Raw genomic sequence first — 21,036 nt, 5'->3', positions numbered from 1 at the left:
TAGAGCGCGGGTAGGGAGAGAATTTGTTATGTTGCCAGCCGATAATCCTGCCGCTCCGACCTCTGCACAATTGAACCGCAGGACTTTGCTGAAAAGCGGCGGTGCCGGGCTCGGAATGCTGGGCGCGGCGGGCTCGGGCGCGCCTTTGTTGGCGCGGGAACGGGGGAGCGGCTTCACCCATGGCGTGGCGAGCGGCGAGCCGGGGCCTGACCGCGTTTTGCTGTGGACCCGCTACAAGGCGGAGCAGGATACGCAGCTGGCTGTCGAGATGAGTGAGACGCTCGATTTCTTCCGCCACAGCCGGGGGCAGAGTGTGACCGCAGGGCCTGACAGTGATTTTTGCGCCAAGGTGGTGGTCACCGATCTGAAGCCCGGGACCTGGTATTACTACCGCTTCATCGCGCCCGACGGGACCATCAGCGACGTCGGTAGGACCCGCACGCTTCCAGAGGGCCCGACCACCCGCTTCCGCATGGCGGTGTTCTCCTGCTCCAATATCGGTTTCGGCTATTTCAATGCCTATGCCCATGCGGCCGAGGCGAACGATTTCGATCTGGTCGTCCATACCGGCGACTATTTCTACGAATACGAGGCGGGGCGTTACCCCGACGAGCCGCTGGCGGGACGATCGATCGACCCGCAGACCGAAACGCTCGCTCTGGCGGATTACCGTCTGCGCCATGCCAGCTACCGCGCCGATCCGGACCTGCGCCGCCTGACCCAGCTCTATCCGATGATCATGGGCTGGGACGATCACGAAAGCGCCAATGACAGCTATGCCGACGGGGCGGAAAACCACGATCCGGCGACCGAGGGTTCGTGGGATGTGCGCAAGGCCGCCGCGATCCGCGCCTACCGCGAATGGTTGCCGGTGTCGGACGATCCTTGGGCGGCGTATGAGGTGGGCAATCTGGCGACGCTGTTCCGGCTGGAAACCCGGCTCACCGCGCGCTCCCGCCCGCCGAGCTTGCGCGAAATTATCGGCGGCAAGACCTCGCCCGAGGATATGGTCGCCAGCCTGGCCGCCTTCCGCGAAGGTGCCTATCGCGACCCCGCGCGCACCATGCTCGGAGAGACGCAGGAGGACTGGCTGGCGGCGGGACTCGCGCGCTCGGCCCGTCAGGGCAAGGCGTGGCAGGTGCTCGCGCAGCAAGTGCTGATGGGCAGCGTATCCACCCCGCCTGCGCTGGCTGGCGGTGTGACAGAAGACATGCCCGATTTCGTCCGTCAGCGGGTGCTCGCTGCAGGCATGGCGAGCCGCGCGGGTCTGCCGCTCAATATGGACGCGTGGGACGGATATCCGGCGGCACGCGAGCGGCTGCTGCGCTCCGCTCTCGACGCGAACGCGAACCTTCTGGTGCTGGCCGGAGACAGCCACAATGCCTGGGCCTTCGATCTCGATCTGGACGGCGAGCGTGCAGGCATCGAGTTCGCCGGACAGTCGGTCACTTCGCCCGGTTTCGAAGGCTATCTGCCCGGCGTTCCGCCGCAATTGCTGGAAGGCGCCGTGGTCCAGCACAACGATCAGCTCAAATGGGCCGACACATCGCAGCGCGGCTATCTGGCCGTGGAGCTCACACCGACGCAGGCCGTGGGCGAATACCGTTTCCTCGGCTCGGTCCGCCAGAAAAGCACCGCCCTCGCAGGCACCAAACGCTTTGTGTCGGGTGCTGGCGAGCGGGTGTTGGCGGAAGGTTGAGGCGCCCGCGCATTTCGCTGGTTCTGCCCGTTCACAACGGAGCGGACTATCTGGAAGAGGCGCTGGCTTCCATCGCCGACCAGACCCTTGCCGGATACGAGCTGATATGCGTGGATGACGCATCGAGCGATGCCACGCCGGAGATATTGGCGAAAGCGGCAAAAGACGACGACCGGATCACCATCCTGCGCAACGCCGAAAGGCGCGGCCTTCCCGCCAGCCTCAATATCGGCTTTGCCCGCGCCACTGCCCCGCTCCACAGCTGGGTGAGCCACGACAACCGGCTGCTCCCGCATATGCTGGAACGCCTGACCGCATTGCTGGAAGCGCGCCCCGACTGCGCGATTGCCTACGGGGCTTACCGCGAAATCGACCAGTCGGGCGCGCGCACCGGCCATCACGGCGCGCGCGGCAGTGCGGACTTGCTCCTCGCCAACACTGTCGGCGCAGCCTTCCTGACCCGCGCCGGGGTATGGCACCAGCTCGGCGGCTATGACGAAAACCTCGAAGGGGTGGAGGATTACGATTTCTGGCTGCGCGCACGCCATCATTTCGCGTTCTGTGCCACCCAAGAAGAGCTGCTCGAATACCGCCTCCACCCCGCCAGCATGACCTCGCGTCGCTCCGCCGCCATCGCCGATGCCCATGACGCTTTGCTGGAGCGCGAGATTCCGCTGGAGGAAGATGCCAAGACCCGCGCCCACGCATGGCTTGCACTGATGGAACAGCGCCCCGATATGTCCCGCATCCGATACCTTGCCCGCGCGGCAAGGGCGCATCCATCAACCGCTCTTGCCCACACCCGCAAAACATTGCGCTGGCTGCGCGCGGCACGCCGCAACTAATCCTGCACTTTATGCGCCCGCTCGCCTATGCCATGGGCGCGCCGAACTTGAGACGAGAAACCGATGACACAGCTTTTGAAAATCAGCCTGCCCGATGGATCGGTGCGCGAGATGGAGCCGGGCAGCACGCCCGCCGACGTCGCGGCTGCTATCGGCCCCGGCCTTGCCAAAGCGGCGCTGGCTGCCCGCGTGGACGGTGAAGTGCGCGATCTGGGCCGCCCGTTCGACGGCGATGCCGAGCTGGCGCTGATCACCGCGAAGGACGAGGAAGACGCGCTGGAGCTGGCGCGCCACGATTTCGCGCATGTTCTGGCGGAGGCGGTCCAGTCGCTGTTCCCCGGCACGCAGATCACTTTCGGTCCGGCAACCGATGACGGGTTCTATTACGACGTCAAAGCGCCCGACAGCCGCGAGCCGTTCAGCATGGACGATCTGCCCGCGATCGAGGAAGAAATGCGCCGCATCATCAAAGCGGACAAGCCGCTGGTGCGCGAAGTCTGGAGCCGCCAGCAGCTAATCGAAAAATGGCAGTCCGAAGGCGAGACGTTCAAGGCCGAATGGGCCAAGGAACTGCCCGAGGATGAAGAGCTGACGGTGTACTGGTCGGGCGAACCGGGCAGCGAGGACGGGTGGCTCGACATGTGCCGCGGCCCGCATCTGGCCAGCACGGGCAAGCTCGATCCACAGGCGTTCAAGCTGATGCGCGTCGCCGGGGCCTATTGGCGCGGCGACCAGAACAATGCGCAATTGACGCGCATTTACGGCACCGGATGGCTCAACAAGAAGCAGCTCAATGCGCATCTTCACCGGCTGGAAGAGGCGGCCAAGCGCGACCACCGCAAGCTGGGCCGCGAGATGGACCTGTTCCACCTGCAGGAAGAGGCGCACGGGTCCGTCTTCTGGCATCCCAAAGGCTATCGCATCTGGCGCGAGCTGGAGGCCTATATGCGCCGCAAGATGGATGGCGGCGGCTACCGCGAAATCAAGACGCCGCAGCTGATGGACGTGCGCCAATGGACCCAGTCCGGCCATTGGGGGAAATATGCCGAGAACATGTTTGCCGTGCCCGACATGGTGCCCGAAGTCGATGACGAGGGCGACGGCGTAGCGCGCCCGACGGTCGAGGACGATGCCGATTGGATGGCGATCAAGCCGATGAATTGTCCGGCGCATGTGCTGGTCTTCAAACAGGGTATTACCAGCTACCGCGACCTGCCCATCCGGCTGGGCGAAATGGGCTGCTGCCACCGCAACGAACCCCATGGCGCGCTCCACGGCCTGATGCGCGTGCGCCAGTTCACGCAGGACGATGCGCATATCTTCTGCACGGAAGCGCAGGTGGTCGAGGAGGTGCGCACCTTCTGCAAACTCGCCGCAGAGGTCTATTCCGATTTCGGCTTCAACTTTGCAATCAAGCTCGCGCTGCGTCCCGAAAGCCGGCTCGGAAGCGATGCTGACTGGGACAAGGCCGAGCAGGAACTGCGCGACGCAGTCCAGGAAGCGGGCATGATGAACGAGGAGTTCGGCTGGGAAGAACTGCCCGGCGAAGGCGCGTTCTATGCGCCCAAGCTGGAATGGCACCTGACCGATGCGATCGGCCGCACATGGCAGGTCGGCACGATTCAGGGTGACCGGGTGCTGCCCGAGCGTCTGGATGCAACCTATATCGGCGAGGACGGCGATAAGCATCGCCCCGTCATGCTGCACCGCGCGATCTTCGGTTCCTACGAGCGCTTCATCGGCATCCTGATCGAGCATTTCGCAGGCCGCCTGCCCGTGTGGCTCGCTCCGGTCCAAAGCGTGGTCGCGACAATCACCTCCGATGCGGACGGCTATGCCGGTGAGGTGGCTGCGAAGCTGGAGGCGGCGGGCATTCGTGCCGAGAGCGACCTGCGCAACGAGAAGATCAACTACAAGGTCCGCGAGCACAGCCTTGCCAAGGTCCCGCATCTGCTGGTCGTCGGCAAGCGCGAGGCCGAGGAAGGCACCGTCGCCATCCGCACGCTGGGCGAGAAGGAGCAGCGCGTGATGAGCCTCGACGAGGCCATCGCGATGCTGAAAGACGCCGCGACGCCGCCCGATCTGCGCGGCTAGAGCCGGACCGCAGTGGAACTTCTGGCAGGCTACACCGCGGTCCAGATCGCTGCGGCGCTGGCGACGGCGTTTGCCGCTGCCTTCGTGCGCGGGCTGGCGGGCTTTGGTCTGGCGATCCTGCTGGTGCCGGTACTTGCGCTCGCGCTCACTCCGGTGGAGGCGGTGCTGGCGACCAACTTCGTGGCGCTGTTTATCGGCCTGTCGGAAATCCGCACCATTCTGCGCGATGCCGAGAAGAGTGCGCTGGTGATCGGGGGAATCGTTGTTTTGACAACTGCGCCGGGCCTGATGTTGCTCGCCGCGACGCCGCCCGATCTGGCGCGGTTCCTTATTGCTCTCGTGGCGCTCTCGGCGTTTGCTGCAATTCTGTTGCCGACCCGCTCTGCCGCTGTGCCGGGCCCGGCGGTGACAGGCGGGGTCGGCATTGTCAGCGGATTGCTGACGGGCTTTGCCGGAATGCCCGGGCCGCCGGTGGTGCCCTATTATGTCGGGCGACAGATCCCGCGCCACATGGCCAAGGCATCCATGCTGCTGATTTTCACCATCGCTGCCACGGCGGGATTGGGGGCAGGGCTGGCCATCGGCGTGCTGGAATGGCGGCTGGCGGTGCTGGCGCTGCTGCTGTTCCCCGCAGTGCTGGTCGGCAACTGGCTGGGCGCGAAGGCGTTCGGCAAGGTTAGCGACCCGGTTTGGCGCGGCTTTGTGGCCTTCGCATTGTTTGCGGCAGCGGCGGCGGCGCTGATCAAGCTGCTCAACTGAGCGAACCGTCAGGCGTCAGGCAGAATTTTCCCCGCCAGTATCGGGCCATCGGCTCCATCGCGCAGGATCACCGCATAGGCATTGGCGCCGTCGATATCCCGCTCATTATTTGCGAGCGTGTAGTCCAGCGATTGGTTCGCCAGCTGGCCCAACGGTTTCTCGCCCTTCCAGACATTGGTGTAGGTAACGCTGCGCCCGCCATTCTCGCCGCGCCCGATTTTGACAGTCTCGCTTCGGTCCAGCCCGACCAGCTGGAGCCGTCCGGACTGGCCGGGCTTGCCATCGACCGCAATCTGCACAGTTCCGTTCACTCCGCGGGACAGCATGATGTCCGGCGCATCGCGGTGCCGCTCGCGGCCCACCAAGGTGCGCAGGGCATCCTCGCGCGAACCGACCACGCCTTCGCGCCCGCTGACCACTGCTTGCGGAGTGTAAACGCCATTGCGGCCCTCCAGACCGCGCCTTGCATAGGCGCGCTGCAAATTGGTGTTGGCTTGCTTGCCCAGCGTATCGCGCCAGCCCAGCCGGTCCCAATAGGTCACCGGACGCTCGATCACGAGCAGGCCGTCTTCCTTCGCCAGCTTCGCCGCGAGCCGGTCCGCAGGCGGGCAGGAGGAGCAGCCCTGACTGGTGAAAAATTCCACCACGACCGGTTTTTTCTCAGCTTGCTTCTGGCCGGGAGCGGCGGGAGCCGATTGCTCCATCATCATGCGCTTCTTTGCGGCAGCGTCGGCCTGGTCGGCGGAATTGCCGACATAAAGCGTGCCGGCCGTCAGGCCGAGAGCGCCGATTGTGGCTGCGATCCAGAGGGGCGTGTGCATAGCGTTGTCCGTGGCAGTGTGTGTCTGCCCCGGTATTCGAAGGTTATGCCTGTATAGTTACAGGTTTGCGGGCAAAATGGGCATTTGCTGGCTGGCGCAATGGAAGCCCCCACCACCTGCCAGAACGGCATCGGCCGGAAGCCCGATCGTCATGCGATCAGGGAACAGTGCGGCAATGGCCGCCACCCCGTCAGCATCATGCGGGCTGCCGAAAGTCGGCACCACGACCAAATGCGTGGTGATAGCAAAATTGGCGTAGCTCGCCGGTTCGATGGCTCCGTCACGCACAATCCTGCCGGGGGAGGGGATGCGCACCAGATCGAGCCCTGCCTCGGTGATACGCCCCGCCGCATCGGCATAAATCGCGGCGTTGGGATCGTCCGAGCCTGTCGCGCGCGGCAAGGCCACTGTGCCCGGGGCCACAAAGCGCGCGAGATTATCGACATGGCCGTCGGTATGGTCGTTGATCAGGCCATCACCCAGCCACACCACGCGGTTGAAGCCCAGATCGCGCGCCAACCGTGCCTCGATCTCCGCCTTGGAAAGGCCGGGATTGCGGTTGAGATTGAGCAGGCATTGCCCGGTGGTCAGCACGGTACCCAATCCGTCCGTATCGACCGCCCCGCCTTCCAGCACCCAGTTGCCTTCCACCACAGGCAACCCTGCATCGCGGGCCAGCTCGGCCCCGATGGTCTGGTCGCCCGCCATAAGATATTTCCCGCCCCAACCGTTGAATTGGCAGCGCAGAGCCGTGCCGTCTGTCCGCACCAGCGGGCCGGTATCACGCAGCCAGATGTCGCCATAGACGCGCCGTTCCAGCGTAATCGCAGCCGTGACCAGTTCGCGCGCCCGTGCCTCGTTGGCGGCGTCCCGCACGAGCAAGCGCACTTCCTGCCCGCTTTCGGCCACGGCATTGGCGAAGGCGGCGATCTGTTCCTGCGCGCGCGGCAGGATGCCCGGCCACTCCTCGGCGTCGTGCGGGAAGCCGATCCAGAGCCAGTCCTGCGGCGCCCATTCGGGCGGCATGGTTGCGGACATGGTCTCCGGCTTCCCGTCAGACGATCAGCAGCCCACTTCGCTCCGCTCGCAATCCGCATCGCGGGTGCCGCGGAATTCATCGCCGTCGTTCCAGTTGGGCCAGCTCGTGCTCATGCCCATCATGCGGCCAAGGCGGTAGAACAGGTTAAGATCGCCCATCACGCCGGACCAATCCCACTCCTCGTTGAACTCGTCTTTCGGGCCGTGATAACGGTTTTCGGTGTAGTCTTTTGCCACGGCAGCACCGGCTTCGCGGCCGCCTTCGACCAGATCTTCACCGCCATCGACATACAGCATCGGCACGCCGCGCTTGGCGAAAGCGAAATGGTCAGAGCGATAATAATAGCCCGCTTCCGGCTTGGGATTGGGCGTGGCGACGCGGCCATCGGCTTCCAACGCGGCCTCCAGGAACAGGTCGAGCTGCGATTTTCCGGGGCCGACAACGGTCACGTCCTTGGCAGGCCCGGCCACCTGAAACGCGTCCATATTGATGCCGCCGACTGTCTGCGCCAGCGGGAACACGGGATTGGCTGCGTAGTAATCGGCACCCAGCAGGCCCTGCTCCTCGGCAGTCACAGCGAGGAACACGAGGCTGCGGGCAGTGGCGCCAGCCTTGGCATGCGCCTCGGCAAGAGCGACCAGAGCGGCGGTTCCGGTGGCATTATCGACCGCGCCATTGCAGATATCGTCGCCGTCGGGCGCGGGCGTGCAGCGGCCCAGATGGTCCCAATGCGCGGTATGGATCACATACTCATCGGCGCGCTCGGTGCCGGGCAAAACGCCGATAACGTTCTGCGAAGCATAGGTGCGGATGTCGTTGCGGAACGAGGTCGAAGCACTGAGGCCGAGCGGGACCGGCTTGAAGCCCGGCTCCTTCGCAGCGGCGAGCAGAGCTTCGAAATCCTGCCCTGCTGCCTCGATAATCTGCTGCGCTGCGCTTTTCTGCACCCAGCCATTCATGCTGGTCATGGGCGGAGCATTCTCGCCGCGCTGGGCGTAGGCCTGCGGGCCGGACCAGCTCGATTCCACCACATTCCAGCCATAGGAAGCCGGGGCTTCGTCATGAATGACCAGCGCTGCTGCCGCGCCTTTCCGCCCTGCTTCCTCGAACTTGTAGGTCCAGCGGCCATAATAGGTCATCGCCTTTCCGCCGAACGGTCCATCCAGCGTCTCTGCGCCAAAATCGGGATCGTTGACGAGGATGAGGGCGGTTTTGCCCGTCATGTCCACGCCGTCATAATCGTTCCACTCGCGCTCTGCTGCATCGATGCCATAGCCGACGAAGACGATCTCGCTGTCCTCCAGCGTTGTCTCGACATTTTCCTGATAGCTGACGCCGACCCAGTCGGTGGCGAAATCGAGCGAAATATCCGCCGCTGCATCGCCGTTCGGGTTGGTGATCGTCAGCGGAGCGAAATCCTTCCCGGTTATCTCGACCAGCGGCACATCCTGCACCCACTCGCCATTATTGCCCGGCTCCAGGCCCGCCGCTTTGTACTTCTCGATGAGCAGCGCGACCGTTTTCTTGCCGCCCTCGGTTCCCGGCATCCGGCCTTCATATTCGTCGGAAGACAGCTCGCGCACGATGTCGACCATGGTTTGCTCGGACAACTCGCCATCGGCCACTTCCGGAATGTCGAGCGCAGAACCTTCGCCGGAAAGGCTGTCAGGCAATTCGTCGCAAGCGGTGAGCGAGAGGGCCGCTGCGGCGCTGGCTGCGGCAAGGAACATGCGTTTCATGGCGGTGGTGTGTCCTGTGATGGGCGTGTGTTCTGGCGCGCTTGTCGCAAAGGCGGGCGCATTGGGCAAGTGGGGTGCTTGCAAGCATTCACCGGGAGCGGCAGTGCATATGGTATGACAAAGGAAGAGCCGGACTGGACGGGAGCGCTGGAGCGGGCGCGGGCATACGCTCCGTTTTTGGCGCGCACTCTGGTACGCAGACCGGAACTGGAGGAATTGCTGGCTGCGGGGCGCGGCGAAGAGGCTCTGGACCTCGCGAGACACTCAGGCGAAGGGCAGGCGGAAGGTGTGGCCCTGCGGCGCGAACGGCTTGGGTTGGCGCTGACGCTGGCGGTCGGCGATCTGGCGGGGGCTTTCGAACTGGAGACCGTGACCGGCGCGCTGTCTTCCTTTGCCGATGATGCTCTGGGCCGGGCGATCCGGGCAGCCATAGCGCGGCGAGTGGAGGATGCAGACGACAGCGGTTTCTATGCGCTGGCTCTGGGCAAGCATGGGGCAGGGGAACTCAATTACAGCTCGGACATCGATCCCATCCTGCTCTACGATCCCGCCCGCATGGCGCGCCGCGAGCGGGACGAGCCGGGCGAAGCGGCGCAGCGCTATGCCCGTGAGATTGTCCAATTGCTGTCCGAGAATACCGCCGAGGGCTATGTCTTCCGGGTCGATCTTCGCTTGCGCCCGGCGTCGGAAGTCAGCCCGCTGGCGATTTCAGAAGGGGCTGCGCTGACCCATTACGAAAGCAGCGCGCTGCCATGGGAACGTGCGGCTTTTCTGCGCGCCCGCGCCTGTTCTGGAGACATTGCAGCCGGCGAAAATTTCCTCGCCGCCATCGATCCGTTCATTTGGCGGCGCAGCCTCGATTTCGGGGCGATTGCGGAGATTGGCGCGCTGACGAGCCGCATCCGGCAAGCGCATGACGGGCCGAAGGCACCGGGGCCGGGCTACAACGTCAAGCTGGGGCGAGGCGGCATTCGGGAGATCGAGTTCTTCGTCCAGACCCATCAGCTGATCCATGGTGGCCGCAATCCCGGTTTGCGCCATCGCGGGCTGTTCCGTTCGTTGGAGGCGCTGGTGGAGGCCGGGCTGGTCCCGCGCGATGATGCAGAGGTGCTGGCCGCCGCCTATCGCCGCCTGCGCACAGTGGAGCACCGCTTGCAGATGGTGGAGGACCGGCAGACCCACAGCCTGCCCTCTGGTGATGCGCTGGGTGGCATCGCGCGTCTCGATGGTCTTGATAATGCGGCGGCTCTGGTGGCGGATTTGGAGGGCTATACCAAAGAAGTCGGCGCGCTGTTCGACCAATTGCTGGAGCAGGTCGGGGCCGGTCCAAGCTTCGCGCCTCTCCCTCAGCCGGGTGAGGCTATTGCCGACGCCGATGGGTTGCCCAGCAAAGAGAAGGCGCGGATGCGGCAGCGGATCGAGGGGTGGCTCGACGGCCGTTACCGGACGCTGCGCAGCCCCAATGCGCAGGCTGCGTTCCGCTCTCTTTTGCCTAAATTTCTGGATGCGATTGCCGACACGCCGGAGCCTGATCAGGCGCTTTTACGGTGGGAGAAACTGCTGGCGACCATGCCATCGGCAATCAATCTGTTCCGCTTGCTGGAAGCGCGGCCCGGGCTGCTCGACCAGTTGCTGCGGATATTGTCGCTTGCTCCGCCGCTGGCCGACGAGCTTGCCCGCTCGCCCGCTCTGCTGGATGCGCTGATCGATCAGACGGCGCTCGATTTGCCCGCCGATGTCGCGGCGCTGGAGGCGGCTATGCGCCCTTCTGACGTAGCGCAGGATTACGAACGTGCGCTCGACCGGCTGCGGGTGGTCACTGGAGAGCAGCGCTTTGCCCTCGGCGTGCAATTGATCGAGGGCGCGCATGATCCGCTGGATATTGCCGCGGGCCTTTCGCGGGTCGCCGAAGCTGCCGTCCAACGCAGCGTCGCCATGGCCGAAGAGGAATTTGCGAAGAATCACGGCCGGATCGCGGGCAGTGATCTGGTGGTGCTGGGGCTGGGGCGGCTGGGCGGCTGCGCGCTGACCCATGCCTCCGACCTCGATCTGGTGACGATCTTTACTGGCGATTTCGCCGCCGAGAGCGACGGGGAAAAACCGCTCGGCGGGACACTCTACTTCAACCGTTTGGCCCAGCGAGTCGGAGCAGCGCTCAGCGTGCCGACAGCGCAGGGGGCATTGTATGAAGTCGATACAAGGCTGCGTCCGCAAGGTGCGCAGGGGCCGCTGGCGGTCAGTCTGGACAGCTTCGCGCGCTATCAGCAGGAGGACGCGTGGACGTGGGAGCATATGGCGCTGACCCGGGCGCGGGTGGTGGCTGGCCCGCCCGAAGCGCGCAAAGCGGTGGAGCGTGAGCTGGATCGCGTGCTCTGTATGGAGCGCGATCCGGAAGAGCTGCGCGCAGCCGTCCTGAAAATGCGCGAGGATATGGCGCAGCATAAACCGCCCAAGGGACCGCTCGATGCCAAGCTGCTGCGGGGCGGGCTGGTCGATCTGGAATTCCTCATCCACCACCAGCAATTGCTATCGCGCAAGGGCCTCAGCCCCAGGCTACCCGAAGGGATCAATGGCTTGGCAAGCGCGGGACTGCTCCCGGATGGTCTGGCCGATGCGCATGATTTCCTCACGCGCCTGATCGTCGGCATGCGGCTGCTCGCGCCCGATAGCGCCATGCCCGAAGGCGCGCGAGGCGACGTGTTGTGCAGCGCGTGCCGGGTGCCAAGCCCTTCGGCCCTCTTGAAAGAGCTCCAGCTTTCGCGGCAATGCGTCGCGCAAGGATGGGAGCAATTCCTGAACACCAAACTGGAGATCGACTGATGGCCGAAGCTGGCGAAAAACTGCCCGATATTGCGATGGGAACCCCCGACGGCGGGACGGTTAAGGGCTCCGGCTACAAGGGCCGCAAACTGGTGCTGTTCTTCTACCCCAAAGACAACACGCCGGGTTGCACGACCGAGGCGAAAGACTTCTCCGCACTGAAGGCCGAGTTCGAGAAGGCGGGAACTGCGCTTCTGGGGATCAGCAAGGATTCCGCGAAGAAGCACCAGAACTTCATCGCAAAACATGATCTGACTGTCGATCTGGCGACCGATGCGCAAGAAGGTGGCCTGTCCGATGAGCTCGGGATTTGGACTGAGAAGCAGATGTACGGGAAGACCTATATGGGCATGGTGCGCACCACGCTGCTGGTCGATGCCGAGGGCACAATCGCGCAGGTCTGGCCCAAGGTGAAGGTCAAAGGCCATGCCGAGGCGGTTCTGGAAGCGGCCAAAGCGCTCTAGCTCTCCCTATGCAGTCATTGTCCCACGCCATCCGCGATGCGCTGCTGACGCCTGATCCGCGTGCGAAGTGCTTTGCCACCCGCGCTTTGGTGCGGGAATGGCGTCGCGGGGAGCTGGCGCCTGTTTTCGACACGTATATGCCTGATCGGCCAGCCTGGCCTGAAACACTCGAACTGTTGCCGCCGTCGCAAATGCCGCGCCGGGGCAAGGGCGGATCGGAGAAAAGCCGCATCGCCCTGTGGCACGCGCTCGCCCATATCGAATTCGTCGCCATCGATCTGGCACTTGATATGGTTGGCCGGTTCGGGGCGCAGGGCGGGCAGGAGTTCGCCGACGATTTTCTGCAGGTGGCTGCAGAAGAAGCGATGCATTTCGGCCTGATCGAGCGCAAGCTGCGCAGCCTTGGTAGCCATTACGGCGCTTTGCCGGTTCACGATGGGCTGTGGCAGGCTGCGCAGGATACGGCCCATGATGTGGCAGCCCGGCTGGCGGTGGTGCCGATGGTGCTGGAGGCGCGCGGTCTGGATGTTACCCCGGCGATGCTGGAACGGGTCCGTGCCGCCGGAGACGAGAACGGCGCGAAAATTCTCGCCCGCATTCTTGACGACGAAATTACCCATGTCCGATTCGGGACAAAGCACTTTCTGATACAGGCTAAAGTCCGCAGAATTCCGCCGGTCGAGCTGTGGCACACGCTCGTGAACCAACATTTTACAGGACGAATTCAGCCACCGTTCAACGACTCGGCGCGGTTTGCAGCCGGTCTGTCGCGCGACTTCTATTGCGGTATTGCTTCGTAAACATTCTGCCCGCAACCACACTAACCATGGACGCCGGGATTGGTTCCCGGCTTGGGTTTGGCCTCCGAAAGACAGCGGAAACAGCTGGCACGGGGCACAATGGAACGGGTCGCTCTATGATTGATCGCAAGATCGCTTTTGCAGTTATTTCCGCGTTTGCAGCGATGGGCATGTCCGCCCCCGCAAATGCAACCAGCGCTTCTGCCGCAGCCGCCGTCGAAATTACCGAAGCCGTGGACGAGGCGTCCTCTCCGCTGGGTGCGGGCGATGACCAGTTCAGCCGCTTGTTCGCGGACTGGAAATCGCTCGATAGCGGTTCGCCAACCGCTCCGGCACCTACCACCACCGTTTCGGTTCCCTCGCGGATGCCGCTGGACGACGCGCGCCTGACCAGCGGTTATGGCATGCGCACTCATCCGGTGACCGGCGGACGCCGCGCTCACAAGGGCATTGATCTGGCTGCACCGACGGGCACACCCGTTTATGCCACCGCCGATGGTACGGTAGAGCGCGCCAACTGGTTCTCCAGCTATGGCAAATTCATCAAAATCGATCACGGCGCGTCGATGGAAACCCGGTTCGCGCACCTTTCGAAAATTTTCGTTTCGGCGGGTGATCGGGTGAAGAAGGGCCAGCTGATCGGCCATGTTGGTTCAACCGGCCGCTCCACTGGACCGCATCTGCACTATGAAGTGCGAATCGATGGCAAGGCTGTGAACCCGATGCCCTACATGGTCGAAAGCCAGGCGCAGCAAGCCTTCCAGCTGGCCACGGGACAGGGCGGCCGCGGCGGCGACTAAGCGCCCGATTTCAGATTATCGGTTACCGCTTGGACGCGGAACAGAAGAGGCGGCGGGGTAATCCTGCCGCCTTTTTCTTTGGCTGATGAAATGGTCATCGCTCTCAATCAGTTTGGCAGGGTCTCGCCCGTTTTCGCTTGCCCGCAAACGGTTGCCGCTTAAAACCTGATGGCAGGAGAGAGACATCATGCACCCCATTACCCACGCGCAGACCAAGCCTGACCATCCCGCAATCATCATGGCGGGAAGCGGGGAAACGGTGACCTATGGCGAGATGGATGCGATGGCCAATCGCTTTGCCCATTTGCTGCGGTCCAGAGGGCTGAAGGAGGGCGATAGTTTCGCGCTTCTGATGGAGAACAACGCGCTCTATCTGCAGCTTGTCTGGGGATCGCAGCGCGCCGGCACGATGCTGGTGCCAATCTCCACCCGCCTCGCCGCGCCCGAGATTTCCTACATCATGCAGGACGCTGGCGCGCAATTGCTGCTCACCTCGCCCGCCTTTGCCGACCGGCTTCCCGCACTGCGCGCCGACTGTGCTGACTGCGAAGTTCTGGTGCTGGGCAGTGGAGACAACGAAGACCTCGAGGCGGCTCTGGCGCAGCAACCCTCAACTCCGATCAACGATCAGGCCGCCGGGCTCGTTATGCTGTACAGCTCGGGCACCACCGGTAGGCCCAAGGGTATTATGCCCGCTCCCCCTGACGATCCCGATGTGAAGGCGATCAATCCGCTCGTCGGCCTCGCCACGATGGGTGTCGGAATGCCCGCCGATGGCAGCATGGTCTATCTCAGCCCGGCGCCGCTTTATCACGCGGCCCCGATGGCATGGTGCAGCACAGCGCACCGGCTGGGCGCAACCATCGTCGTAATGGAGAAGTTCGACCCCGAATTGGCGCTCGCCTCGATCGAGAAATACAAGGTCACCGACAGCCAGTGGGTCCCGACGCATTTCGTGCGCTTCCTGCGCCTCGAAGAGGAAGAGCGCGAGCGTTACGACTTGTCGACCCACCAACGCGCGGTCCACGCCGCCGCACCTGTGCCGATCCCGATCAAGCAGGCGATGATCGACTGGTGGGGCCCTATTCTGGTCGAGTATTACGCCGGGTCGGAAGGCATCGGCATGACCATGGTGAAGAGCGAAGACTGGCTGGAGAACCCCGGCACGGTCGGGCGCGCGCTGCACGGTATCCTGCATGTGTGCGGGCCGGACGGTGAGGAACTGCCGGCGGGGCATGACGGGGTGCTCTATTTCGAAAACGACAAGATCCCGACCTACCACAACGATGCGGAGAAGACCGCCGAGGCGATGCACCCTGAAGGCTGGATGACGCTGGGCGATATCGGCCATGTCAACCAAGGCGGCTGGCTGTTCCTGACCGACCGCAAGAGCCACATGATCATCTCCGGCGGGGTGAATATCTACCCGCAAGAAATCGAGAACTTGCTGATCGCGCACGAAAAAGTGATGGATGCCGGCGTGATTGGCGCGCCATGCGAAGATATGGGCGAGAAGGTGGTCGCGGTCGTTCAGCCGGCCGATTCCGCCGCCGATACTGGAGCGCTGGAGGCGGAACTGCGCGAATATCTCGAGCCGCAAATCGCCCGCATCAAGATGCCGAAGCTGTTCGATTTCCGACCCGAATTGCCTCGCGAGGCCAATGGCAAGCTCTACAAGCGCGAGCTGCGGGATGAATTCGAAGCCAAAGCGCAGGCCTCCTGATGGCCTTGCCGGTGACGCTCGACCAAGAAACCGCCCGCGCGGTCATCAATCCGCAGAGCTATGCCGCGTGGGACCCGTTGCTCGACCTTCTCGACCGGGTGCGCAGCAAAAGCCCGGTGGCCCGGGTCGAGCCCGATACGCCGGGCGTGTTCGAACCGTTCTGGCTGGTGACGCGCTATGACGACGTGATGCGCATGTCGAAGGACAATGCGCTGTTCCTCAACAATCCGCGCCCCGTGGTGTTCAGCCTGAACAGCGCCATCGAATTCAGTCGCAAGGCTACGGGCAGCGACATACTTGTCGACTCGCTGGTGGTGTTCGACGCACCGGTACACCCGAAATATCGCAAGCTGACGCAGGACTGGTTTATGCCGCGCAACCTTGCGAAGATCGAAGGGGAGATCCGCGAGCTGGCTCACCGGACAGTAGAACGTTTGGAGGCATCGGGCGGCGAGGCGGACTTCGTAGAACTGGTCGCCGCGCCCTATCCACTGCATGTCGTAATGCAGATCCTTGGCGTACCGGAGGAAGACGAGCAGCGCATGCTGATGCTGACCCAGCAGATGTTCGGCGGGCAGGATGCCGATCTATCGGGCAGCGGCATGGAGAACATGACTCCTGAACAGGTCGTCCAGTTGGTCGCTGGAGCAGTCCAGAATTTCGAGGACTATTTCGAGACAATCACCCGGGCGCGGCGCGAAAACCCCACAGATGACGTCGCCAGCGTCATTGCCAATGCCACCGTCGATGGCAAACCGCTGCCCCCGCGCGATATGGCGGGCTATTACATCATCGTGGCGACCGCAGGGCATGACACCACCAGCGCCAGCACGGCGGGCGCGATGCTGGCGCTGGCGCAGGACCCGGAGCAGTTCGCGAGGGTCAAGGCTGATCGCAGCCTGCTGCCGGGTATCGTCGAAGAGGCGATCCGCTGGACCACGCCGGTGCAGCATTTCATGCGCACGGCGGCAGAGGACACCGAGCTGGGCGGCCAGGAAATTGCCAAGGGCGACTGGCTGATGATGAATTACGTCGCCGCCAACCACGATCCCGCGCAATTCGACGATCCGCGCCGGTTCGACGCGGCGCGCAGCCCCAATCGCCATCTGGCGTTCGGCGCGGGCGCGCACCAGTGCCTCGGCCTGCATCTGGCGCGGCTGGAAATGCGCATCCTGTTCGAGGCTCTGCTCGACCGGATTGACACGCTGGAACTGGTGGGCGAGGCGAAACGCTCCAGCTCGACTTTTGTGAGCGGCCTGAAGACGCTGCCGATAAGGTTCACTACATCATGACCGATCCACTCGACTTCACTGGCAAGCGCGCTCTGATCATCGGCGGATCGAGCGGTATCGGCAACGGTATTGCGCGCGCATTCTTGGACCGTGGCGCGGAGGTGACCGTTTGGGGCACCCGCCCCAGTGCGGCGGATTATGCAGGCGAAAACGGCAGCGATCTGTCGGGCCTCAGCTACGCGCAAGTCGATGCGACCGACGTCGACCAGATAGAAGCGACGCCAGTGCCCGATGCTCTCGATATCGTTGTGTGCTGCCAAGGCGCAGTCGAATACCGCCGGGCTGAATTCGAGCGCGAGGGGTGGGACCGGGTGGTCGCCACCAACATGACCTCGGTCATGGACTGCGCCCGCCACACACGCGCTGCACTGGCGCAGGCGGGCGGCGCGCTGATCGTAGTCAGCTCCACCGCAGCCTTCCATGCCACCATCGGCAATCCCGCTTACGGCGCATCAAAGGCCGCCGCTGTGGCGCTGGTCAAAAATCTCGCGGCAGCGTGGGCGGGCGAAGGCATCCGCGTCAACGGCATCGCCCCCGGCTTTGTCGCCACCAAAATGACGAAAGTGACCACCGACCACCCCAAACGCCTAGAAGGGGCCCTCGCAAAAATCCCGCTGGGCCGCATGGGCGAGCCAAGCGAAATGGCGGGAGCAGCGCTGTTTCTGGCATCGCCTATGTCGAGCTACGTGCTTGGCCAGACGCTGGTGGTGGATGGCGGGCTGACTTTGGGGTGAACGCGATCTACCGCCTGCCGAGTATGATCCGTATGCCGGAGCCTCGCTAAGGCGGGATTGAGAACGTCCGCCCATCAGGCTGCCTTCGGCTTGGGCCCCGGTTTGCGCGGACGAAAGGTGCGTCCAGTCACGTCTTCCTGTTGCCTGATCCATTCGTCTGCTGCAAGCGGGCGGCCAGTGCGCAGCCGCGCCTCGATCGCTTCGGCCACGTTTTCACCCTCAGCGGCTGTGCCTCCGGCTTCCAGCCCATGCCGCAACATGGACCTCCAGTTCGAGACCGCATCCGCCAGAGTCTCGACATCGGTTAGCGTATCATGCAGCAACCGGCTGCCAAGAATATGGCTCTGCGCGCTCGACTATTTCCATCGTTCGGCTCGTTCAACGATTTTCGCAGCGACCGGCCCTTCGACAAGCTCAGGAGAGCATTATTCTAGGCATAGCGCACAGCCGCCATCAAATGGGCATCGTCCATCGGATAGCTGGCGAAGCGACCCTGAAACAGATGACCGCGCCACCCTTCGCGGAAATTGATCATTCGCGTGTACCGCCTATGCGACTCACCAAGCATTGCACGCAGGCCGTCCGTATCTTTGGGGACGAGGACTAGATGGACTTGATTGTCCTCAGGCACCAGGCGACACAACGCGTGCCGCTGGCTTTGGCGGCGTACGCGACGAGCGATAGGTATTCCGCACGGTCATTGTCGGAAAAGAACACGGGCAAGCGGCGGTTGCCGCGCTGGGTGACGTGATGCGCTACGTCCGGAATGACGATGCGAGAGAGCCGGGGCATATTCGCGAACTAACCGCACGGGTACAATTTGCCAATTATGCATACTGTCCCCGGAACTCCAGTCCGTTGTCAGGACCCGACCAGTAACGACCGTCAAATTCGATAGCACGTCCGGTCAATCGAGGGGTTATTCGCTCAATCGGGCGTGGCGGACTGCGCATCGGTGTTCGGCGAGGGCTCGTTAGTTTCAACCGAACGGGTCGGTTGGGCGGCGGGCGTTCGCTGCGCGGAAGGCGCATCTGTGACGCTCTCGCGAGCAACAGGCCCGGGGCGCTGCCGTGGGCTCTCCATCGCGGATTTTAAATCCTCGACCTGCTGCACATCCGAACCACGGCCACCACCGCCCAGGTCCCGCAGGACGCCCTGTGTGGTGTTGCGGATCGTGCGTAGCCGAGTATTGGTCTGCCCCGGCCGTCCGTAGTGATCGGCTTGGTTGGCAACTTGGAAGGCGAAATAACTGCTTTGTGATCGGCCGGCCGCGCGGGCTGCCCCGCGATCGGCCTCGGCCGCCGCGTAGTCGAAAGCCGCGCAGAAATCGAGCTTCCCCCATTCCTGCGCGTCGGCGGCCGCCACATGGCAGTTCTCGCTGTATTTTCGCGCACCCGCGATCCCTGATCTGCGAAGCGTCCGCTGCATGGTTACGACCGCCTCTTCGATATTTGCGAAGTCGACGGCGTCGGGGACCGCTGGAAGGTATGCTGTAGTTTCGACGTTCCAAACTTCGGGGTCTAGGGCGGAGGCACCCGCCATCGCCAACTCAGCATCGATCGCCGCCTGCTCCGCGTCGAAGAGCACATCATCGACACCGACTGCCATCGCATCCAAGTTCGCTTCGGCGTCCATCATCGCGGCGTCGACTGCCATTCCAGCATATTCCCGATCGCGCGATGTTTTATCGTTGGCGATCATGAACGCGAGCCCACCGAAAATCATGATGCCCAAGGTTACGAGAGGAGTTCTCCATTCCGGCGGCTCCTCCGCTTCGTCTTCACCCTTGTCGGATTCAGGAGGCGGTGCCGGTGGAGGGGGAGGAGGAGATGGAGGTCCTGAAGATTTTTCCTGATTCGGCTGATCTTTCGCCCGCTCTCCTATTCCGCTCTTGATCGCCTCATAAGCCTCGACGATTTCGCTCGTCCGTTCGGCCGCGTCCTTGCCATGGTATTTGTCCGGGTGAAATTTCTTCAGACACGCGCGGTAGGCCGCCTGAACAACGTAATCCGGAGCGTCGGGCGTAATGCCGAGAACTTCAAAGGGGTTGCGGCATTGCTTCATGAGGTGATGGTTAGCAGCGGATCGATCAGCATGGCAATTGAAGAGGTCGCCAACCAACCGCATCCCGATCCGCCTTCGGGAGGTGCGGAACGGGCCTTACTCGCTATCCATTTCCCACTAGGATCTATCGCATTTATCGGAACATTCCCGACATACGCATAGAGGTTCACCTGATCCTCATACCCGATGGGATCGACCTGCAGGAACCGCCCAAGGATCGGCGAGTAGAATCGTGCCTTGTAGTGATAGAGCCCGACCTCTTCGAGCCACGCCTGCCTGGTGTATTGGAACCGGCCTGCGTTTGTGGTGCCGGACACGCCATAGGGATCGTACGTGTTGATCGCGGTGGCGGTGCCCGTGTCGTCGGAGCGATAGGCACCCGAACCACGCGTATCGGCATAGAAGAAGGTCGCATTGGCGAGCGATGCGCGCGACCTCACCCCAGCAACCGCGTCATAATCTCGCGCAACTCGTCCCCCATATCCTCGCGCTCCAGTGCCAGCGCGAGGGTCGCTTCCACGAAGCCCGTCTTGCTGCCGCAGTCGAAGCGGCGGCCTTCGAAGGTTTTGGCGTGGAAGGGTTGCTCGCCGATCATTCGGGCCATCGCGTCGGTCAGCTGGATCTCGCCGCCGGCGCCTTTGCCTTGCGTTTCCAGCGTGCGCATCACTTCGGGCTGGAGAATATAGCGGCCCGAGATGATCTTGTTCGACGGGGCCTCGGAAACCGGGGGTTTTTCGACCAGACCGGTCACCTCGACCAGCGTGTCGGACTTTTCCGCGCCCGGCGCAATTACGCCGTAGCTGGAAACCTCCTCCTGCGGCACTTCCAGCACGCTGATCAGATTGCCGCCGACTTCCTCATAGGCCTCGACCATCTGCTTCATGCAGCCGGTGCCGCCCTGATGCGCGACCATCAATTCGTCGGGAAGAAAGATGGCGAAGGGTTCGTCGCCCACAATCGCCCGCGCGCACCAGATTGCATGGCCCAGACCCATCGGAACCTGCTGGCGCACGGTGATAATATCGCCGGGTGTCGCGCCGGTCGGCTCCAGCGCCGACATATCCTTGCCGCGCGAGGACATGGTGTCTTCCAGCTCGTAAGCCACATCGAAATGTTCGACGATGGCGGTCTTCCCGCGGCCCGTCACGAAGATCATCTGCTCGATCCCCGCCTCGCGCGCTTCATCCACCGCATACTGGATCAGCGGGCGATCGACGATGGGCAGCATCTCTTTCGGGATGGCCTTGGTGGCGGGGAGGAACCGCGTGCCGAGACCGGCAACGGGGAAAACGGCTTTCTTGATCGGTTTGTGTGTGGTCATGGAAATCGGCCTAGCATGGGGG

General features: G+C 63.4%; 18 protein-coding genes. 11 read left to right on the top strand and 7 right to left on the bottom strand.

The features are described 5' to 3' along the window. Nucleotides 1–28: 28 nt before the first annotated feature. From ACFCW2_RS04780 to ACFCW2_RS04765, 4 genes are all read left to right on the top strand, one after another. The gene (locus ACFCW2_RS04780; protein WP_379548487.1) at nucleotides 29–1,699 is read left to right on the top strand and encodes an alkaline phosphatase D family protein; all 1,671 of its coding nucleotides are present in this window, start codon (nucleotides 29–31) and stop codon (nucleotides 1,697–1,699) included. Further along, a complete protein-coding gene (locus ACFCW2_RS04775; protein ID WP_379548486.1) occupies nucleotides 1,696–2,544 on the top strand; it encodes a glycosyltransferase family 2 protein in 849 nt (282 codons plus the stop codon). The genes ACFCW2_RS04780 and ACFCW2_RS04775 overlap by 4 nt, the downstream gene beginning before the upstream one ends. A gap of 63 nt (nucleotides 2,545–2,607) precedes the next feature. Then, nucleotides 2,608–4,638, top strand: coding sequence for a threonine--tRNA ligase (gene thrS, locus ACFCW2_RS04770; RefSeq protein ID WP_379548485.1), 2,031 nt, complete (start codon nucleotides 2,608–2,610; stop codon nucleotides 4,636–4,638). Between the two features lie 12 nt (nucleotides 4,639–4,650). Then, nucleotides 4,651–5,397 carry a TSUP family transporter gene (locus tag ACFCW2_RS04765; protein WP_379548484.1) on the top strand — a complete coding sequence of 249 codons (747 nt, stop codon included), beginning with the start codon at nucleotides 4,651–4,653 and terminating at the stop codon, nucleotides 5,395–5,397. An 8-nt stretch (nucleotides 5,398–5,405) separates the two neighbouring features. Here ACFCW2_RS04765 and ACFCW2_RS04760 read toward each other — a convergent pair whose 3' ends face one another. Genes ACFCW2_RS04760 through ACFCW2_RS04750 form a run of 3 tightly spaced genes read right to left on the bottom strand, consistent with a single transcriptional unit; the run spans nucleotide 5,406 to nucleotide 8,996 of the window. Then, nucleotides 5,406–6,218, bottom strand: coding sequence for a DUF1223 domain-containing protein (locus tag ACFCW2_RS04760; RefSeq protein ID WP_379548483.1), 813 nt, complete (start codon nucleotides 6,216–6,218; stop codon nucleotides 5,406–5,408). A gap of 57 nt (nucleotides 6,219–6,275) precedes the next feature. Then, nucleotides 6,276–7,256, bottom strand: coding sequence for an agmatine deiminase family protein (locus ACFCW2_RS04755; protein WP_379548482.1), 981 nt, complete (start codon nucleotides 7,254–7,256; stop codon nucleotides 6,276–6,278). A 24-nt stretch (nucleotides 7,257–7,280) separates the two neighbouring features. Then, nucleotides 7,281–8,996 (bottom strand): M28 family metallopeptidase, encoded by a 1,716-nt coding sequence (locus ACFCW2_RS04750; RefSeq protein WP_379548481.1) that lies wholly within the window; start codon nucleotides 8,994–8,996, stop codon nucleotides 7,281–7,283. 114 nt (nucleotides 8,997–9,110) lie between these two features. Between ACFCW2_RS04750 and ACFCW2_RS04745 the strand changes: the two genes are divergently transcribed. From ACFCW2_RS04745 to ACFCW2_RS04715, 7 genes are all read left to right on the top strand, one after another. After that, nucleotides 9,111–11,816, top strand: coding sequence for a bifunctional [glutamine synthetase] adenylyltransferase/[glutamine synthetase]-adenylyl-L-tyrosine phosphorylase (locus tag ACFCW2_RS04745; protein ID WP_379548480.1), 2,706 nt, complete (start codon nucleotides 9,111–9,113; stop codon nucleotides 11,814–11,816). Continuing rightward, nucleotides 11,816–12,280, top strand: coding sequence for a peroxiredoxin (locus ACFCW2_RS04740; RefSeq protein WP_379548479.1), 465 nt, complete (start codon nucleotides 11,816–11,818; stop codon nucleotides 12,278–12,280). The genes ACFCW2_RS04745 and ACFCW2_RS04740 overlap by 1 nt, the downstream gene beginning before the upstream one ends. 8 nt (nucleotides 12,281–12,288) lie before the next feature. Further along, nucleotides 12,289–13,080, top strand: a complete 792-nt coding sequence (locus ACFCW2_RS04735; RefSeq protein WP_379548478.1) for a ferritin-like domain-containing protein — start codon at nucleotides 12,289–12,291, stop codon at nucleotides 13,078–13,080. 116 nt (nucleotides 13,081–13,196) lie between these two features. Further along, nucleotides 13,197–13,880 (top strand): M23 family metallopeptidase, encoded by a 684-nt coding sequence (locus ACFCW2_RS04730; RefSeq protein WP_379548477.1) that lies wholly within the window; start codon nucleotides 13,197–13,199, stop codon nucleotides 13,878–13,880. A gap of 187 nt (nucleotides 13,881–14,067) precedes the next feature. Beyond that, nucleotides 14,068–15,603: an acyl-CoA synthetase gene (locus ACFCW2_RS04725; protein ID WP_379548476.1), complete on the top strand. Its 1,536-nt coding sequence runs from the start codon at nucleotides 14,068–14,070 to the stop codon at nucleotides 15,601–15,603. Next, nucleotides 15,603–16,895, top strand: coding sequence for a cytochrome P450 (locus ACFCW2_RS04720; protein ID WP_379548475.1), 1,293 nt, complete (start codon nucleotides 15,603–15,605; stop codon nucleotides 16,893–16,895). Before ACFCW2_RS04725 ends, ACFCW2_RS04720 begins: the two co-directional genes overlap by 1 nt. After that, nucleotides 16,892–17,629: an SDR family NAD(P)-dependent oxidoreductase gene (locus tag ACFCW2_RS04715; protein WP_379548474.1), complete on the top strand. Its 738-nt coding sequence runs from the start codon at nucleotides 16,892–16,894 to the stop codon at nucleotides 17,627–17,629. Before ACFCW2_RS04720 ends, ACFCW2_RS04715 begins: the two co-directional genes overlap by 4 nt. Nucleotides 17,630–17,703: 74 nt before the next feature. Here ACFCW2_RS04715 and ACFCW2_RS04710 read toward each other — a convergent pair whose 3' ends face one another. From ACFCW2_RS04710 to galU, 4 genes are all read right to left on the bottom strand, one after another. Beyond that, the gene (locus tag ACFCW2_RS04710; protein WP_379548473.1) at nucleotides 17,704–17,952 is read right to left on the bottom strand and encodes a hypothetical protein; all 249 of its coding nucleotides are present in this window, start codon (nucleotides 17,950–17,952) and stop codon (nucleotides 17,704–17,706) included. 604 nt (nucleotides 17,953–18,556) lie between these two features. Then, on the bottom strand, nucleotides 18,557–19,693 hold the full coding sequence (locus tag ACFCW2_RS04705) for a J domain-containing protein (protein ID WP_379548472.1): 1,137 nt from the start codon (nucleotides 19,691–19,693) through the stop codon (nucleotides 18,557–18,559). Further along, nucleotides 19,690–20,133, bottom strand: a complete 444-nt coding sequence (locus tag ACFCW2_RS04700; RefSeq protein WP_379548471.1) for an RHS repeat-associated core domain-containing protein — start codon at nucleotides 20,131–20,133, stop codon at nucleotides 19,690–19,692. The genes ACFCW2_RS04705 and ACFCW2_RS04700 overlap by 4 nt, the downstream gene beginning before the upstream one ends. Continuing rightward, the gene (gene galU / locus ACFCW2_RS04695; RefSeq protein ID WP_379548470.1) at nucleotides 20,130–21,014 is read right to left on the bottom strand and encodes a UTP--glucose-1-phosphate uridylyltransferase GalU; all 885 of its coding nucleotides are present in this window, start codon (nucleotides 21,012–21,014) and stop codon (nucleotides 20,130–20,132) included. The genes ACFCW2_RS04700 and galU overlap by 4 nt, the downstream gene beginning before the upstream one ends. Nucleotides 21,015–21,036: the final 22 nt, after the last annotated feature.

The sequence above is a fragment of the Qipengyuania algicola genome, assembly GCF_042492175.1.
Lineage (GTDB): Bacteria > Pseudomonadota > Alphaproteobacteria > Sphingomonadales > Sphingomonadaceae > CAJXSN01.
Note: the sequence above shows the minus strand (reverse complement) of the source record. Positions and strands in the feature narration are given on the sequence as shown.

What these genes read in the sequence shown, in the direction of transcription:
- ACFCW2_RS04780 (WP_379548487.1), top strand. Translation starts at nt 29, where the DNA reads ATGTTGCCAGCCGATAATCCTGCCGCTCCGACCTCTGCACAATTGAAC.
- thrS (WP_379548485.1), top strand. Translation starts at nt 2,608, where the DNA reads ATGACACAGCTTTTGAAAATCAGCCTGCCCGATGGATCGGTGCGCGAG.
- ACFCW2_RS04760 (WP_379548483.1), bottom strand. Translation starts at nt 6,218, where the DNA reads ATGCACACGCCCCTCTGGATCGCAGCCACAATCGGCGCTCTCGGCCTG.
- ACFCW2_RS04755 (WP_379548482.1), bottom strand. Translation starts at nt 7,256, where the DNA reads ATGTCCGCAACCATGCCGCCCGAATGGGCGCCGCAGGACTGGCTCTGG.
- ACFCW2_RS04750 (WP_379548481.1), bottom strand. Translation starts at nt 8,996, where the DNA reads ATGAAACGCATGTTCCTTGCCGCAGCCAGCGCCGCAGCGGCCCTCTCG.
- ACFCW2_RS04745 (WP_379548480.1), top strand. Translation starts at nt 9,111, where the DNA reads ATGACAAAGGAAGAGCCGGACTGGACGGGAGCGCTGGAGCGGGCGCGG.
- ACFCW2_RS04740 (WP_379548479.1), top strand. Translation starts at nt 11,816, where the DNA reads ATGGCCGAAGCTGGCGAAAAACTGCCCGATATTGCGATGGGAACCCCC.
- ACFCW2_RS04735 (WP_379548478.1), top strand. Translation starts at nt 12,289, where the DNA reads ATGCAGTCATTGTCCCACGCCATCCGCGATGCGCTGCTGACGCCTGAT.
- ACFCW2_RS04730 (WP_379548477.1), top strand. Translation starts at nt 13,197, where the DNA reads ATGATTGATCGCAAGATCGCTTTTGCAGTTATTTCCGCGTTTGCAGCG.
- ACFCW2_RS04725 (WP_379548476.1), top strand. Translation starts at nt 14,068, where the DNA reads ATGCACCCCATTACCCACGCGCAGACCAAGCCTGACCATCCCGCAATC.
- ACFCW2_RS04720 (WP_379548475.1), top strand. Translation starts at nt 15,603, where the DNA reads ATGGCCTTGCCGGTGACGCTCGACCAAGAAACCGCCCGCGCGGTCATC.
- ACFCW2_RS04715 (WP_379548474.1), top strand. Translation starts at nt 16,892, where the DNA reads ATGACCGATCCACTCGACTTCACTGGCAAGCGCGCTCTGATCATCGGC.
- ACFCW2_RS04705 (WP_379548472.1), bottom strand. Translation starts at nt 19,693, where the DNA reads ATGAAGCAATGCCGCAACCCCTTTGAAGTTCTCGGCATTACGCCCGAC.
- galU (WP_379548470.1), bottom strand. Translation starts at nt 21,014, where the DNA reads ATGACCACACACAAACCGATCAAGAAAGCCGTTTTCCCCGTTGCCGGT.